The organism is Thermomonospora catenispora (assembly GCF_006363815.1).
GTDB lineage: Bacteria > Actinomycetota > Actinomycetes > Streptosporangiales > Streptosporangiaceae > Thermomonospora > Thermomonospora catenispora.
Map to the genome: position 1 here is coordinate 42,022 of NZ_RRYT01000003.1, position 15,071 is coordinate 57,092.

Genomic DNA, 15,071 nt, shown 5'->3' on the forward strand with positions numbered 1-15,071 from the left:
GGGCGGTGAAGCGGAGAAGCGGGCGGGAACGACGCACCGCCCGGGCCGGCCCGGGCGGTGCGGTGACGTCGTGCAGATCGCTCGCGGAGGTCCTCGCCGCGAGATCTCGGCGGTCCGGCGCGGTCCGGGTCAGTGGACCTCGCGGACGATGTCGGCGCCCAGCTGGGAGAGCCGCTCGGCGACGTGGGCGTGCCCGCGGTCCAGGTAGTACGCCTGGGTGATCACGGTCTCGCCCTCGGCCGCCAGGCCCGCAAGCACCAGGGCGCTGCCGGTGCGCAGGTCGTGCGCCACCACCTCGGCGCCGCGCAGCGGGGTGGGCCCGAACACCTTGGCCCGGTTGCCGTTCACCTCGATGTTCGCGCCCATCTTGGTCAGCTCGCCGGCCAGCTTGAACCGGCCGTCGAAGATCCGCTCGTAGATGTAGCTGAGACCGTCGGCCAGGCAGGACACCGCCATGATCGGCGACTGCAGGTCGGTGGCGAAGCCCGGGTACTCGTCGGTGATCACGTTGATCGGGCGGAGCGGGCGCTCGCGGCGCACCTGCAGCACCGCGCCCACCTGCTGGAACTCCACGCCCATCTGCTCCAGCTTGTCGGCCGCCACGCCCAGGTGCTCCAGGTCGGCGCCGACCAGGCTGACCTCGCTGCCGGTGATCGCGGCGGCCATCACGAACACGCCGGCGTCGATGCGGTCGGGCATCACGGTGTGCTGGACCGCGGTCAGCTCCTCCACGCCCTCGACCGTGATGAAGCCGGTGCCGCCGCCGGAGATCCTCGCCCCCATCTTCTGCAGCATGTCGATGACGTCGAGGACCTCGGGCTCCAGCGCGCAGTTCTTGATCAGCGTGGTGCCCTTGGCCAGCGCCCCGGCCATCACCAGGTTCTCGGTGCCGGTGTGCGAGGGGGTGTCGCAGTACAGGGAGGCGCCGCGCAGGTCGCCGGCCTTGATGTGGATGACGCCGTTGTCGACGTGCTCGGTGACGGTGGCGCCCATCCGCTTGAACCCGTTGTAGTGGAAGTCCAGATTGCGGCTGCCCAGGTTGCAGCCGCCGACGCCCTCGATGATCGCCTCACCGAGCCGGTGCAGCAGCGCCGGGACGAACAGGAACGAGCCGCGGAACCGGGAGGCGATCTCGGCCGGGAGCACCGGGCTGGTCAGCTCGGAGGCGTCGATGACGAGGGTGCGCTCGGCTTCGTGCAGCTCCGCGTGGGCGCCCACGGCCTGGGCCAGTTCCACCGCGCGACGGACGTCTTCGATGATCGGAACGTTCCGTAGCACCGTGCGGCCTTTGGACGCCATCAGCGAGGCGCCGATCATCGGCAGCACGGCGTTCTTGGCGCCCTGGATGAAGACGGTGCCCTGCAGCTTGTGGCCGCCGCGCACGCGGTATCGAACCTCGTGGCCCATGGTCATTACGCCTTAGCTCCTTTTCGGATGCGGGTGTTCAAGGTGCCGGCCGCCCGTTCGTCCGCACCGGCGGGTCACGAGTGCCAGGCACGCCGCCGCCTGCGCTCCCTCAGTAAACCACCGGGCGGATGGTCAGGATGCCCGTTGCGCCCCCTTATGGGGGGCTGCCCCTGCCTGTTTGGTTAGAGCGGGGAAGGCGCCGGAAGGTTCACACCCTCCCGCCCTGGGAGTGTGACCCGAGGAGCGCGAGGGCAAACCCGGACGAGATGAGCCCATAACGGACGGGTGAGGCCATGGACCGGTCATGGTGTTCATGAGAACGGACGGCCGGTGATCCGCTCGTAGGCCTCGATGTACTTGGCCCGGGTGCGTTCGACGATCTCCGGGGGGAGGGGCGGCGGCGTCCGGCCGCTGGAACGATCCCATCCCGCCTCGGGGGACACCAGCCAGTCCCGCACGAACTGCTTGTCGAACGACGGCTGCGGCCGCCCGGGCCGCCACTGGTCGGCGGGCCAGAACCGGGACGAGTCCGGGGTCAGCACCTCGTCGGCCAGCACCAGCTCCCCCTCCGGGGACCAGCCCAGCTCGATCTTGGTGTCCGCCACGATGATGCCGCGTTCGGCCGCCAGGCGGGCGCCCCGCCGGTAGATCTCGACGGTGACCTCCCGCAGCCGCCGGGCCACCTCCGGCCCGACCGTCGCGGCGACCTCGGCGAACGTCATCGGCTCGTCATGGGCGCCGACCGCGGCCTTGGTCGTCGGGGTGAAGATCGGCTCGGGCAGCTTCGAGCCGTCCACCAGCCCCTCCGGCAGCGGCACCCCGCACACCGAGCCGGTGCGCCGGTACTCCGCCAGCCCCGACCCGGTCAGATAGCCGCGGGCCACGCACTCGACCGGCACCATCTCCAGCCGCCGCACCACCATCACCCGGCCCGCCCACTCGGCCGGCGCGCCGTCCGGCAGGTCGGTGGAGATCACATGGTTGGGCAGCACGTCGGCGAGCCGTTCGAACCACCACAGCGACAGCTGGGTGAGGATCCGGCCCTTGTCGGGGATCGGCGGGTCCAGCACGAAGTCGTAGGCGGAGATGGTGTCCCGGGCCACCATCAGCAGCTCGCCGCCGGGCAGCTCGTACAGGTCGCGGACCTTGCCGCTGTGCAGGTGCTTCAACGCCTCTCCAAGATCTCCACGGGGTCGCCGATCCGCAGCACGCCGGTGGTGCGGGGGATGCCGTTCTGGCCGAAGCGGATGCCCCGGCCGATCGTCCGGTACGCCGCCAGCGTGCGCAGCGGTTCGCGGCCGCGGACCCCGGTGTCCTGGTCGGTGGTGGTGACGACGCACCGTGCGCACGCCTTGACCAGCTCGATCACCGTGGCGCCGATGCGCAGCAGGCGGACCTCGTCCTCGCCGAACGCGCCGAGCCCGCGCACCACCAGGTTGGGGCGGAAGCGGTTCATCGGCAGCGGCTCATCCAGCCGGGCGTTCAGATCCGCCAGGGACTCCTCGGAGATCAGCAGCAGCGGGTAGGCGTCCGCGAACGCCATCTCCCCGCCGCCGCGGCCGGTCTCCCGGCGGCCGGTGAACCGCACCAGCCGGCACTCCAGCCCCAGGAAGTCGGAGAACCACCCGGCCGCCTCGTCGCCCTGGTCGACGCCCCGGCACTGCGACCGGTGCACGTACACCTGCCGCACCGGCCCGTCGTCGGTCGCCTTGTGCACCAGCGGCGGCAGCGCCGGATCGGTGGTGCCGACGGTGAGGACCTCGCCGTCGTAGACCGGCCGCAGCAGCGCCATCCGGCCCTCGTCCCGCTGGGACAGGAACCGCCCCTCCGGGGTCACCAGCATGAACTCCCGATCGTGGGGCAGTCCCCGACGGCCCAGCTCCGCGGCGGTCAGCGCCGTTCCGCCTCCGCCCTTGAGCGGGTAGGCGGTCAGGCCGGTCAGCACGGCGGTCATCACATCTCCTGCTCGCTCGCGGTCATGTCAGCGCCGCGAGCCGGTCGAACACCGGCCCGAGCCGTTGCACGAACCGTTCCGGCCGGCACACCTCGTCCAGCCGGGCCTCGTCCAGCGTCAGCCCCGCCTCGGCGGCGTGCCGGCGCAGCGTCTCGCGGAACGGCACGCCGGTCTCCCAGGTCTCCATCGCCGCCTTCTGGACCAGCGGGTAGGCCTCGTCGTCGCGGGACAGCCCCATCTCGACCAGTTCCAGCAGCACCGTCGAGGTGTAGATCAGCCCGCCGGTGGCGTCCAGGTTGGCGCGCATCCGCTCGGCGTCGACGACCAGCCCGGACATCAGCTTGATGGTGAGGTCGAGCATGTAGTCCAGGGCGATCGAGGCGTCCGGCAGCGCGATCCGCTCGGTGGAGGAGTGGGAGATGTCCCGCTCGTGCCACAGCGGGATGCCCTCCAGCACCGGCACGATCTGCGCCCGCACGATCCGCGCCAGCCCGGCCAGCCGCTCCGAGAGGATCGGGTTCTTCTTGTGCGGCATGGCCGAGGAGCCCTTCTGCCCCTTGCCGAACGGCTCCCACAGCTCGCGGACCTCGGTGCGCTGGCCGTGCCGCACCTCCAGCGCGATGGCCTCGCACACCGTCGCCATGATCGCCAGCGCCGACACCCACTCGCTGATGCCGTCCCGCATCACCACCTGGGTGGACACGTCGGCGGGCCGCAGGCCGAGCCGTTCGGCCACGTACCGCTCCACGGCGGGGTCGATGTTGGAGTAGGTGCCCACGGCCCCGGAGATGGCCATCACGCCCACCGACTCGCGGGCCCGCCGCAGCCGGTCGCGGGAGCGGGCCATCGCGAACGCGAAGTCCGCCACCCGGTGCCCCCACACGTCCGGCTCGCCGTGGATGCCGTGGGTGCGGCCCACCCGCAGGGTGTGGCGGTGCTCCAGGGCGTGGTCGCGCAGCACCGCCACCAGCCGGTCCGCCTTCTCCAGCAGGATGTCGGTGGCCTCGACCAGCTGCACCGCCAGCGCGGTGTCCAGCAGGTCCGAGGAGGTCATGCCGAAGTGCACGTAGGCGGCGGCCTCGCGGGGCTCGGTGTTGTCGGCCCAGGCGGTCAGGAACGCGATGACATCGTGCTGGGTGACGGCCTCGATCTCGCGCACCCGTTCCGGGGTGGGCGGCGGGGCCTTGCGGATGGGCTCCACCACGTCGGCCGGGATGGTCCCCGCCGCCGCGTGGGCCTCGACCACGAGGGTCTCCACCCGGCACCACAGCTCGTACTTGTGCGCGTCGCTCCAGACGCGCCCCATCTCCGGAAGGGTGTACCGCTCGATCACACGAGGAGTCTATGAGGAGGTCACACCTGCTGTGATGGGCGGTGCACCCGGTCGCCGGGGGCGGCGGCGCCCGCTGCGCCCGCCCCGCGGGCGGCGGTGAGGCAGTCGACGAGGTCGCACCAGCCGGCCTCCAGGCGCCGCAGGCTCATGCCGCGGCGGGTGACCAGATGGTCGACGAAGGTGCTGTCCAGATAGCCCAGGAGCGTATGGGCGATCAGGTCCGGGTCGCCGCAGGAGCCGATCCCGCGCAGCAGCATCCGGACGTGGGCGAAGCGGAACTCATAGACCGGGGTGGTGTAGCGGCGGCTGGTGTCGGCGCCGAGGGCCAGGTACAGGTCGTGGTGGGCGTGCTCGTGGCGCATGACGGCCGGGCCGAAGGCGCGCAGGCGTTCGAGGGCGGGGGCGCCCGGGCCGAGCGGGGGCGGGCCGTACAGCAGCGCGTTCTGCAGCTGCCGTTCACGGTGGTCCAGCAGCGCCGCCAGCAGCCCGGAGCGGTCGCCGAACCGCCGGAAGACGGTGCCCTTGCCGACGCCGGCGGCGGCGGCGACGGCCTCCATCGTGAGGTTGGCCACTCCGCGTTCGCTCGCCAGCCGGTCGGCGGCCTCCAGCAGGCGGGCGCGGTTGCGGGCGGCGTCGGCCCGCAGCCGGGCGGGGGCGCCGCGGGAGGTGAGGACCGTCAGGACCCGTCCGGGATCGCCGGAGGAGAGGGGTCGCGGGGGTGTGGTCATGTCCACAGCGTAGCCTGCGCCGGGAATAAACGGACCGAGGTCCGGTTATAGTGGGGCGACATGTAAGCGGACCGCGGTCCGGTTATCTGCGCATCTGTTTCGGGAGGCTTTCATGACCGTCCGTGTCCTCGCGCTCGTCGGCAGCCTGCGCGCCGGCTCCCACAACCGCCGCATCGCCGAGGCCGCCGCCCGCCTCGCCCCCGAGAACGTGCGGGTCGACCTGTACGGGGGACTGGGCGAGCTGCCCTTCTACAACGAGGACATCGACACCGAGACCGCCCAGCCCGAGCCCGCCGCCCGGCTCCGCGCCGCCGTGCGCGAGGCCGACGCCCTGCTGCTGGTCTCGCCCGAGTACAACGGCTCGATCCCGGCCGTGCTGAAGAACGCCATCGACTGGCTCTCCCGCCCCTACGGCGCCGGCGCCATCGCCGGCAAGCCGGTCGCCGTGGTCGGCACCGCGCTCGGCCGCTACGGCGGGGTGTGGGCGCACGAGGAGATCCGCAAGGCCGTGCGCATCGCCGGCGGCACCGTGCTGGAGGACGTGAAGCTGGCCGTCCCCGACTCGCTCGGCCGCTTCGGCGACCTCGACCCCGCCGACGACCCCGAGGTCGCCGAAGGGCTCTCCGCCGCCGTCGACCGCCTGACCGTCGCGGCCTCCTCCACCGCCGCGGCCTGACCGAGGCGCCGGAGGGGCGGGGCCGTCAGCCGCGCGCCCGCTCGACCGCCGCGCGGGCGATGTCGCCCCGGTGGTGGGAGCCGCGCAGCCGGATCTTCTCCACGGCCGCATAGGCGGTCCGCCGGGCCGCGGCCAGGTCCGGGCCGGTGCCCACGACGTTCACCACCCGGCCGCCGCCGGAGACCAGGACACCGTCCTCGTTCACCGCGGTGCCCGCGTGCAGCACGTACGCGCCCTCGACGGCGGCGGCCTCCTCCAGCCCGGTGACGGGATCGCCCTTGACCGGGCTCGCCGGGTATCCCTCCGCGGCCACCACGACCGTCACCGCCGCCCCCGGCCGCCACTCCAGCCGCTGCTCGGGGGCCAGGCCCCCGGTGGCGCACGCGTGCAGCAGACCGCCCAGCGGGGTCGCCAGCCGGTCCAGCACCACCTGGGTCTCCGGATCGCCGAACCGGGCGTTGAACTCCACCACCCGCACGCCCGCGGAGGTCAGCGCCAGCCCCGCGTACAGCACGCCGACATAGGGGGTGCCCCGGCGGCGCAGCTCGGTGACGGTGGGCCGGACGACGGTGCTCATCACCTCGTCCACCAGTCCCTCCGGAGCCCACGGCAGCGGGGTGTAGGCCCCCATGCCGCCGGTGTTGGGGCCCTCGTCGCCGTCGTAGGCCCGCTTGAAGTCCTGGGCGGGCATCAGCGGCACGGCCGTGGTCCCGTCGCAGAGCGCGAACAGCGACGCCTCCGGCCCGTCCAGATACTCCTCGATCACCACCCGGCCGCAGGACCGCGCGTGACGCACCGCCAGTCCACGGTCCTCGGTGACGACCACGCCCTTCCCGGCGGCCAGCCCGTCGTTCTTGACCACATACGGCGGGCCGAACTCCGTCAGCGCCGCCTCCACCTCCTCGGGCGCGGTGCACACCCGCGCCTTCGCGGTCGGCACGCCCGCCGCGGCCATGACCTCCTTGGCGAACGCCTTGGACCCCTCGATCCGCGCCGCCTCCCGATCCGGGCCGAACACCGGCACCCCGCTTGCGCGCAGCGCGTCCGCCACCCCGGCGACCAGCGGCGCCTCCGGGCCGACCACCACCAGGTCCGGACGCAGCCGGGCGGCCAGCGCGGTCACCGCGGCCGGGTCGGCCGGGTCGATCGCGTGGCCCTCGGCGAGCTCCCGGATGCCCGGGTTGCCGGGGGCCGCGTGCAGGTCGGCGACGGCGGGGTCGAGATGCAGGGCGCGGACGATGGCGTGCTCGCGCCCGCCGGATCCGAGAACGAGGATGCGCACGTCGGATGAGCCTAGCGGGCCGCGACACCGAGTCCGCGCGGAGTCCGTCCGGCGCCCGCACGGAAGTTCGCGCGGCGCCCGTCCGGCGCCCGTCCGGAGCCCGTCCGGCGCCCGTCCGGAGCCCGCGCGGAGTTCGCGTGGCGCCCGCGACAAACCCGGCGTTCGCCGGGTTCGGCGGGGCCCGGTCGTGTATGAATGCTCGTGTGCGAACGCCGGTGCCGGCGAAGACGTCTTGGCACGGCGTGACAACCTTCGCCCGGAACAGGGCGTCTTTCCCTGTGGTTGATAGCCTTTTGAGGTTGTGTGCCCTGACGCCGTCGCACGGAAGGAGGTGGTCGGAATGAGCTCTGGTGATCCTTGCAGTACGGCAGAGATCCCGCACAGTCCGAGCGTGACCGTTCATCCGTCCGCCTTTGTCCGGCGTCCGGCCGCAGCCGTCGTGCGCTCCCTCCGCTGAACGCGCAGGTCGAGCGCGCTTTGCGTGCTCGCGGCCGGAGGGAAGGAGCACCAGCGATGGCCATGACTCGCGTTCGCCCCCGTCGGGCGACCATGGCGCTGCTCAAGCCACTGGCACGTCCGAACCGCACTGCTCCCGAACCCGTCCCCCAGCCGCGCACCTCGGCGGTCATCGACTGGGCCGCCTACATCGACGGACAGCGCGTCGACACCGAGACCATCGCCGACGCCGTGCGTCTGGTCCGGGACGGCGAGCTCGCCGAGAACGACAACGGCATGGGCTTCGTGTGGGTCGGGCTGCACGAGCCCGACGCCGCCGAGCTGGAGCGCCTCGCCCCCGTCTTCGGCCTGCACCCGCTGGCGGTCGAAGACGCCATCCACGCCCATCAGCGGCCCAAGCTCGAGCGCTACGACGACGTCCAGTTCTTCGTGATGAAGACGCTCGGGCTCGCCGACCGCGCCGGCCAGCACGACGGCGACGTCGTGGAGACCGGCGAGATCATGATCTTCTGCGGGGCCGACTTCGTGGTCACCGTCCGGCACGGCCGCCACGGCGACCTGGCCCGCGTCCGGCGCCGTCTGGAGGCCGACCCCGAGCGGCTCAACCTCGGCCCCACCGCCGTCGTGCACGCCGTCGTGGACCACGTGGTGGACGGCTACATGTGCGTCGCCGAGGCCGTCCAGGACGACATCGACGAGGTCGAGGAGGCCGTCTTCTCCCCCGGCCGGACCGACGAGTCCCGCCGGATCTACCGCCTCAAGCGCGAGGTCATCCAGCTCAAGCGCGCCGTGGGGCCGCTCGCCGGGCCGCTGCGCAACCTGGCCGGCCGGCGTTTCGTCCCGCCGGAGATCAAGGAGTATCTGCGCGACGTCGAGGACCACCTGACCCGGGTCCGCGACCAGGTCGAGTCCTACGACGAGCTGCTCAACCCGATCCTGCAGGCCCACATGACCCAGGTGACGGTCGCCGACAACCAGGACATGCGCCGGATCTCCGCCTGGGGCGCCATCATCATGCTCCCCACCGCCGTCACCGGCGTGTACGGGATGAACTTCGACAACATGCCCGCCCTGCACACCGAGTGGGGCTATCTGGCGGTGCTGGCCGTCATCGCCGTCATGTGCCTGGCCCTGTACCGGGGCTTCCGCAAGAACGGCTGGCTGTGAGCGGGATCCCCGGGCCGGGAGGGGGATCCCGCGCGGGCGGCCGGTCGGGGACGGTCAGGGGATGAAGGCGGGGACGCAGGGCTCGGGGAGCGGCAGGTCGTGCTCGGCGAGGACCCGGCGGAGCCGGTCGGGATAGTCGGTCACGATGGCGTCCACGCCGTACTCGACGAAACGGGCCATGTCGGCGGGGTCGTTCACCGTCCACACGGCCACCGGGAGGCCCAGGCCGTGGGCGTCGTGGACCAGCTGCGAGGTCACCAGACCGTGCTCGGGGGAGAGGATCCCCGCGCCGGCGGCGACCGCGGCGGCGGCCGGATCCTCCGGGGACAGGTCGGCCAGCCACCCGCCGTCGGGGGCGAGGGTCTCCCGATCGAACAACGCGACCCGGGTGACCTGCGGGACCTGGCGGTGCGCCTCGAGCAGCACCCGCCAGTCGAACGCCAGCAGACGGGACGACGGCAGCAGGTCGAAGTCCGCCAGGACCGCGGCGACGGCGGCGACGAAACGGCGGATCTCATCGTCCGGCCAGCCCGGATCGGTCTTGAGCTCCACGGCCAGCCGGACGGCGTGCAGATCCTGCAACAGGGCGCAGACCTCGGCGAGGGTCGGCACCCGCGTGCCGGGCACCGGAAGCTGGGTGAGCACGAACGGGTCGCGGTCCTGATCGGGGCCCAGCCGCCGCACCCCCGCCTCCACGGTCTTGATCTGGGCGAGGGTGAGGTCGCGCAACTCGCGGCCCACATAGGGGAACAGCGGGTCGTCGGGGACGACCGGCACGGTGTCGGCGGTGGTGACCGGAGACAGCGACTGGTCGTGGTTGACGACCACCACTCCGTCGGCGGTCAGCCCCACGTCCAGCTCGATGGCGTCCACGCCGAGCTCGAGGGCGTGCGCGAAACCCGGAAGCGTGTTCTCCGGCCGCAACCCGCGTGCGCCTCGATGCCCGTGAACCTCGATGCGTCCGTTCGGCAAGGTCACGCCGGGAACGTTACGAGGAGTGACCAAACGTCCCCCGATCCAACGGTTACGACCTCACCAACGGCCGCTGGCGTCAGCGTAGCGGCATCGCCGAGGTGACCAAGGGTGATTCGCATCATAGGGCGATAAGGTGGCGCACGCCACACTCCGATCGACGATTACTGTCCGTGACCGGCGCTGGCGGACGGCAGCGCCCGCACTAGAGCGTCCACCGCCGCCGCGAACCCGTGCTCGGGCGGCGTGCCGTACCCCACCACCAGCCCGTCCCGGGGCGGCATGACGCCCGCCGGATGCCGGTAGTCGCCGAGCCCGTCGACGGCCACGCCGTGTCGCCGGGCGGCCCGCACGGTGTCCTCCTCGGTGCCGGGCGGCAGGGCGAGCACGGCGTGCAGGCCCGCGGCGATGCCGCTGACGGTGATGTGCGGGGCGCGTTCGGCGAGGGCGGCCACCAGCCGGTCGCGGCGGCGCCGGTAGACCTGCCGCATCCGGCGCACGTGCCGGTCGTAGCCGCCGCAGGCGATGAAGTCCGCCAGGGTGAGCTGGTCCACCACCCCCGACCACAGCTCGCGCTCCCCCTTGACCCGCAGCAGCTCGTCCGTCAGGTGGGCGGGCACGACCATCCAGCCCAGGCGCAGCGAGGGCGACAGGCTCTTGCTGACCGAGCCCAGATAGACCACCCGGTCCGGATCCAGGCCCTGCACGGCGCCGACCGGCTGGCGGTCGTAGCGGAACTCGCCGTCGTAGTCGTCCTCCAGCACCAGCCCCCCGGTGGCGGACGCCCAGTCGATGACGGCGGCGCGGCGCTCGGGATGCAGCGGCCCGCCGGTCGGGTACTGGTGCGCCGGGGTGAGCAGCACGGCCCGCGCCCCCGTGCCGGGCAGCTCGTCGATCCGGGCGCCGCCCTCGTCGATCCGCAGCGGCGGCGTGTCCAGTCCCGCCCCGGTCAGCAGCGAGCGGTGAAAGCCCAGCCCGTAGGCCTCCACCGCCACCGGGCCCTCCAGCACCTCGCCCAGCAGGCGCAGCGCGTGCGCGAATCCGGCGCAGACGATGATCCGGTCCGGCGTGGTGCGGACCCCGCGGGCCCGGGCCAGGTACTCGGCGAGGGCGGTCCGCAGCTCGATCCGCCCGCGCGGGTCCCCGACCCCGAAGGCCTCGGCGGGCGCGGCGTTCAGTGCCCGGCGCGCCGACCGCAGCCACTCGGTGCGGGGGAACGCCGAGGCGTCCGGGGAGCTCGGCCTCAGGTCGTGGACGGGGCGCCGCCGGGCGGGCACGGTGCGGCGCGGACGCCGGGTCGGCGGCGGCAGGGCGCGCGGGGCGACCCGGGTGCCCGAGCCCTGCCGGGCGACCAGCCAGCCCTCGGCGACCAGCTCGGCATAGGCCGCGCCGACGGTGTTGGGCGCGACGCCCAGGTCGCCGGCCAGGCTCCGGTACGGCGGCAGCCGGGTGCCGGGGGCGAGCCGGCCGGAGCGGATCGCCTCGCGCAGCGCCCGCATCAGCCGTTCCCGCACGGTGCCGTCCCCGGTCAGCTCCAGGTGGAGGTCGCTCCCGGAATTGACCCAATGATCTTCCATGAAAATGCACCATAGCCGGGGGTCAATCAGGGGATAGCGTCATCGGCATGCAAGCAGTGCAGATCCCCCAGCGGATGAACCTCCCCCAGGTCGCCCCCAAGGTCTTCTCGGCGATGCTCGCCCTGGACGCCGCCGCCCGGCAGGGGCTGGACCAGACCCTGATCGACCTGGTGCAGATCCGCGCCTCCCAGATCAACAAGTGCGCCTACTGCCTCGACTACCACATCGCCGACGCCCGCAAGGCCGGCGAGACCGAGGACCGGATCTACCAGCTCAGCGCCTGGGAGGACGCCGGCCTGTACACCGCGCGGGAGCGCGCCGCCCTCGCGCTCACCGAGGCGATGACCCTGCTGCCGGGCGGTGTGTCCGACGAGGTCTACGACGAGGCCGCCCGGCACTTCGACGAGGCCGAGCTGGCCCAGCTCATCGCCTTGATCGCCACGATCAACGCCTGGAACCGGCTGAACGTCACCACCCGCAAGACCCCCGGAACCGCCTGATCCTCCGCCGCGCGATCACCCATCGCGCGATCACCCATCGCGCGATCACCCATCGCACGATCACCCACCGCACGGGCGGCGGCCCTCGGGCGAGGGCCGCCGCCCGTGGCGTGTCCCGACACGTGGAGAGGACCCGCCTCGATGACCACGGCACCGCTCGCCGACTCGCCGCCCTCCCCGCTCCGCGGCTGGTGCGCCGCGTCGGCCGTCGCGCTGGGCATCTTCGCCCTGATGACCTCGGAACTGCTGCCCGTGGGCCTGCTCAGCCCCATCGGGCGCGAGCTGGGCGTGTCCGAGGGGACCGCCGGGCTGATGGTGACGGTGCCCGGCCTGGTCGCCGTCGTCTCCGCTCCGCTGCTGACCGTGGCCGCCGGCCGGCTGGATCGGCGGATCGTGCTGGCGGCCCTGGTCGGCACGGTCGGCACCGCCAACCTGCTCTCGGCGCTGGCCGACGCGTTCGCCCTGATCCTCCTGGCGCGGGTGCTGATCGGCGTGGCGGTCGGCGGCTTCTGGGCGCTGGCCGGCGGCATCGCGACCCGCCTGGTGCGGCCCGAGGACGTGCCGCGCGCCACCGCCGTGATCTTCGGCGGGGTGGAGGCCGCCTCCGTGCTCGGCGTCCCCGCCGGGACGTTGCTGGGCGACCTGGGCGGCTGGCGCACGGCGTTCGCCGCCGTGGGCGCGCTGGGCCTGGTGGCGCTGACCGGGCTGGTCCTGCTCCTGCCCCCGCTGCCGCCGGAACGTTCCATCACCTTCGCCGACCTGCCCCGGGCCTTCCGGGCGAACGCCGGGCTGCGCGTCGGGCTGGCGCTGACCTTCCTGATCGTCACCGGCCACTTCCTCGCCTACACGTTCGTGCGGCCGATGCTCTCCGCCCGCGGCGTGCCCGACGAGGAGATCGGCGTGCTGCTGCTGGTGTTCGGGGTCGCCGGGCTGTGCGGCAACTTCCTGGCGGGCGCGCTCATCGGCCGGCGCCTGCGGACCGTCGTCCTCGCCCTCGGCCCGATCCTGGCGGCGGCGATGGCGCTGGTCGCGCTGACCGGCGGCGGCGTCGCCGGCGTCGTCGGGCCGCTGGTGCTGTGGGGCCTGGGCTATGGGGCCGTCCCGGTGACCCTGCAGAGCTGGATCATCGCGGTCTCGCCCACCGCCACCGAGGCCTCGACCTCGCTGTACACGTCGATGTTCAACCTGTCCATCGCGCTCGGCGCGCTGGTGGGCGGGCTGGCCGTCGACGCCCTCCCGCTGAGCGCCGTGCTGTGGGCGGGCGGTGCGCTGGCCCTGGCGGCGCCGCTCCTGCCGGTCCGCCGCGTCCGGTGACCGGCGCGGTCAGATCAGCGGGCGGATGGACAGGGTCTGCTCCCGGCCCGGGCCGACGCCGATGGCGGAGATCGGGGCGCCGGACATCTCCTCGACGGCGCGCACGTAGGCCTGGGCGTTCGGCGGGAGGTCCTCGAAGGTCTTGGCGCCGGAGATGTCCTCCTGCCAGCCGTCGAAGTACTCCAGGATCGGCTTGGCGTGGTGGAACTCGGTCTGCGACATCGGCATCTCCTCGTGCCGCACCCCGTCGACGTCGTAGGCGACGCAGACCGGGATCCGCTCCAGGCCCGACAAGACGTCCAGCTTGGTCAGGAAGTAGTCGGTGATGCCGTTCACCCGGGTGGCGTAGCGGGCGATCACCGCGTCGAACCAGCCGCAGCGGCGGTCCCGGCCGGTGGTCACCCCGTACTCGCCGCCGGTCTTGCGCAGGTACTCGCCCATCTCGTCGGTCAGCTCGGTGGGGAACGGGCCGGAGCCGACGCGGGTGGTGTAGGCCTTGAGGATCCCGATCACCCGGGTGATCTTGGTGGGGCCGATGCCGGAGCCCGCGCAGGCGCCGCCCGCGGTGGGGCTGGAGGAGGTGACGAACGGGTAGGTGCCGTGGTCGATGTCCAGCAACGTGCCCTGGGCGCCCTCCAGCAGCACGACCTTGCCCTCCTCCAGGGCCTTGTTGAGGATCAGCGCGGTGTCGGCGACGTAGGGGCGCAGCCGCTCCCCGTACCGCAGGTACTCCTCCACCACCGGGCCGGTCTCGATCCGCCGCCGGTTGTAGACCTTGGTGAGGACCTGGTTCTTCTCCCGCAGCGCCAGGTCCAGCTTCTGCATCAGGATGTTCTCGTCGAACAGGTCCTGCACCCGGATGCCGGTGCGGGTGATCTTGTCGGCGTAGGCGGGGCCGATGCCGCGCCCGGTGGTGCCGATCCGGGACTTGCCCAGGTAGCGTTCGGTGACCTTGTCCAGCGCCCGGTGGTGGGGCATGATCAGGTGCGCGTCCGCCGAGATCAGGAGTCGTTCGCAGGAGACGCCGCGCTCGGCCAGCCCGTCGATCTCGCCGAGCAGCACGCCCGGGTCGATCACCACGCCGTTGCCGATCACCGGGATCACGTCCGGGGACAGCACGCCCGAGGGCAGCAGGTGCAGCGCGTAGCTCTGCTCCCCGATGACGACGGTGTGACCGGCGTTGTTGCCGCCCTGGTAGCGGACGACGTAGTCGACGTCCCCGCCGAGCAGGTCCGTGGCCTTGCCCTTGCCTTCGTCTCCCCACTGGGCTCCGACAAGCACGATGGCAGGCATCAGGTCATCTCCTTCAAGCGGCTGTGCGGTGGCCGAGGGTACGCTGCGGCCCCTGCATGTCCGCACCACCGGGGGTCCCGGCGAGGGCGCTGGCAGGCATCAGGGAAATCTCCTCCGCGGCACACCGGCGGCGGCCACATCCCTCTCACGACGAAGGCCCCTGTACGCAAGCGCGAAGGGGCCTCTTGCAGGCAAATCGTACCTGCTCCCGGGGAAGGAGGGCGAGCCCCCGCCCCCGGCCGCCCCCTCGGCGGCCCCTCCTCATGCGCGGGCGCTGTGGACGTCGTGGGAGGTCTCGCCTCCGCGTTCCCGGCCGGTCTCGGTCCGTTGGTGCGTTGGGCTCCTACCCGCGGGACGGACGGGCGAACCGCCGGGGGCCGGCGACCTGAGGGCGGGGCCGCGGGGCGCCGCG

13 protein-coding genes are annotated in these 15,071 nt (G+C 72.9%); 4 read left to right on the forward strand and 9 right to left on the reverse strand.

Going from position 1 to position 15,071, the window contains the following annotated elements:
• Positions 1-129 precede the first annotated feature (129 nt).
• The 5 genes from murA to EIO00_RS03600 all read right to left on the reverse strand — a co-directional run bounded on the left by murA (position 130) and on the right by EIO00_RS03600 (position 5,422).
• Complete coding sequence (gene murA, locus EIO00_RS03580; RefSeq protein WP_140175652.1) at positions 130-1,407, reverse strand: UDP-N-acetylglucosamine 1-carboxyvinyltransferase; 1,278 nt, start codon at positions 1,405-1,407, stop codon at positions 130-132.
• Positions 1,408-1,718: 311 nt separating this feature from the next.
• Positions 1,719-2,576: a phosphoribosylaminoimidazolesuccinocarboxamide synthase gene (locus tag EIO00_RS03585; protein WP_140175464.1), complete on the reverse strand. Its 858-nt coding sequence runs from the start codon at positions 2,574-2,576 to the stop codon at positions 1,719-1,721.
• A complete protein-coding gene (locus EIO00_RS03590) occupies positions 2,573-3,361 on the reverse strand; it encodes an MOSC domain-containing protein (RefSeq protein WP_140175465.1) in 789 nt (262 codons plus the stop codon). Before EIO00_RS03590 ends, EIO00_RS03585 begins: the two co-directional genes overlap by 4 nt.
• 22 nt (positions 3,362-3,383) lie before the next feature.
• Positions 3,384-4,694 (reverse strand): adenylosuccinate lyase, encoded by a 1,311-nt coding sequence (gene purB, locus EIO00_RS03595; protein ID WP_140175466.1) that lies wholly within the window; start codon positions 4,692-4,694, stop codon positions 3,384-3,386.
• Between the two features lie 20 nt (positions 4,695-4,714).
• Positions 4,715-5,422, reverse strand: coding sequence for a TetR/AcrR family transcriptional regulator (locus EIO00_RS03600; protein ID WP_140175467.1), 708 nt, complete (start codon positions 5,420-5,422; stop codon positions 4,715-4,717).
• A gap of 112 nt (positions 5,423-5,534) precedes the next feature.
• Between EIO00_RS03600 and EIO00_RS03605 the strand changes: the two genes are divergently transcribed.
• The gene (locus EIO00_RS03605) at positions 5,535-6,098 is read left to right on the forward strand and encodes an NADPH-dependent FMN reductase (protein WP_140175468.1); all 564 of its coding nucleotides are present in this window, start codon (positions 5,535-5,537) and stop codon (positions 6,096-6,098) included.
• Between the two features lie 25 nt (positions 6,099-6,123).
• On the opposite strand, the gene purD is transcribed toward EIO00_RS03605, so the two are convergent.
• Positions 6,124-7,380 carry a phosphoribosylamine--glycine ligase gene (gene purD / locus EIO00_RS03610; protein WP_140175469.1) on the reverse strand — a complete coding sequence of 419 codons (1,257 nt, stop codon included), beginning with the start codon at positions 7,378-7,380 and terminating at the stop codon, positions 6,124-6,126.
• Positions 7,381-7,893: 513 nt separating this feature from the next.
• Between purD and EIO00_RS03615 the strand changes: the two genes are divergently transcribed.
• Entirely contained in the window at positions 7,894-9,003 is a 1,110-nt protein-coding gene (locus tag EIO00_RS03615) for a magnesium and cobalt transport protein CorA (protein WP_206664021.1), read from the forward strand.
• A 54-nt stretch (positions 9,004-9,057) separates the two neighbouring features.
• On the opposite strand, the gene EIO00_RS03620 is transcribed toward EIO00_RS03615, so the two are convergent.
• Both EIO00_RS03620 and pdxR read right to left on the reverse strand, forming a co-directional pair.
• The gene (locus tag EIO00_RS03620; RefSeq protein WP_241661091.1) at positions 9,058-9,981 is read right to left on the reverse strand and encodes a glycerophosphodiester phosphodiesterase family protein; all 924 of its coding nucleotides are present in this window, start codon (positions 9,979-9,981) and stop codon (positions 9,058-9,060) included.
• A gap of 158 nt (positions 9,982-10,139) precedes the next feature.
• Positions 10,140-11,552, reverse strand: coding sequence for a MocR-like pyridoxine biosynthesis transcription factor PdxR (pdxR, locus tag EIO00_RS03625; protein ID WP_140175470.1), 1,413 nt, complete (start codon positions 11,550-11,552; stop codon positions 10,140-10,142).
• Positions 11,553-11,599: 47 nt separating this feature from the next.
• On the opposite strand from pdxR, the gene EIO00_RS03630 reads away from it, so the two are divergent.
• Positions 11,600-12,052 (forward strand): carboxymuconolactone decarboxylase family protein, encoded by a 453-nt coding sequence (locus EIO00_RS03630; protein ID WP_175596116.1) that lies wholly within the window; start codon positions 11,600-11,602, stop codon positions 12,050-12,052.
• A gap of 141 nt (positions 12,053-12,193) precedes the next feature.
• Complete coding sequence (locus EIO00_RS03635; protein ID WP_140175471.1) at positions 12,194-13,366, forward strand: MFS transporter; 1,173 nt, start codon at positions 12,194-12,196, stop codon at positions 13,364-13,366.
• 9 nt (positions 13,367-13,375) lie between these two features.
• Here the strand turns inward: EIO00_RS03635 and EIO00_RS03640 are convergent, their stop codons facing one another.
• Complete coding sequence (locus tag EIO00_RS03640) at positions 13,376-14,659, reverse strand: adenylosuccinate synthase (RefSeq protein WP_140175472.1); 1,284 nt, start codon at positions 14,657-14,659, stop codon at positions 13,376-13,378.
• Positions 14,660-15,071 lie beyond the last annotated feature (412 nt).

Bases quoted from the DNA above. Each gene is read 5' to 3' on its own strand.
- murA (WP_140175652.1), bottom strand. From the start codon at position 1,407: ATGGGCCACGAGGTTCGATACCGCGTGCGCGGCGGCCACAAGCTGCAG.
- EIO00_RS03605 (WP_140175468.1), top strand. From the start codon at position 5,535: ATGACCGTCCGTGTCCTCGCGCTCGTCGGCAGCCTGCGCGCCGGCTCC.
- EIO00_RS03590 (WP_140175465.1), bottom strand. From the start codon at position 3,361: ATGACCGCCGTGCTGACCGGCCTGACCGCCTACCCGCTCAAGGGCGGA.
- EIO00_RS03600 (WP_140175467.1), bottom strand. From the start codon at position 5,422: ATGACCACACCCCCGCGACCCCTCTCCTCCGGCGATCCCGGACGGGTC.
- EIO00_RS03630 (WP_175596116.1), top strand. From the start codon at position 11,600: ATGCAAGCAGTGCAGATCCCCCAGCGGATGAACCTCCCCCAGGTCGCC.
- EIO00_RS03635 (WP_140175471.1), top strand. From the start codon at position 12,194: ATGACCACGGCACCGCTCGCCGACTCGCCGCCCTCCCCGCTCCGCGGC.
- EIO00_RS03615 (WP_206664021.1), top strand. From the start codon at position 7,894: ATGGCCATGACTCGCGTTCGCCCCCGTCGGGCGACCATGGCGCTGCTC.
- pdxR (WP_140175470.1), bottom strand. From the start codon at position 11,552: ATGGAAGATCATTGGGTCAATTCCGGGAGCGACCTCCACCTGGAGCTG.
- EIO00_RS03640 (WP_140175472.1), bottom strand. From the start codon at position 14,659: ATGCCTGCCATCGTGCTTGTCGGAGCCCAGTGGGGAGACGAAGGCAAG.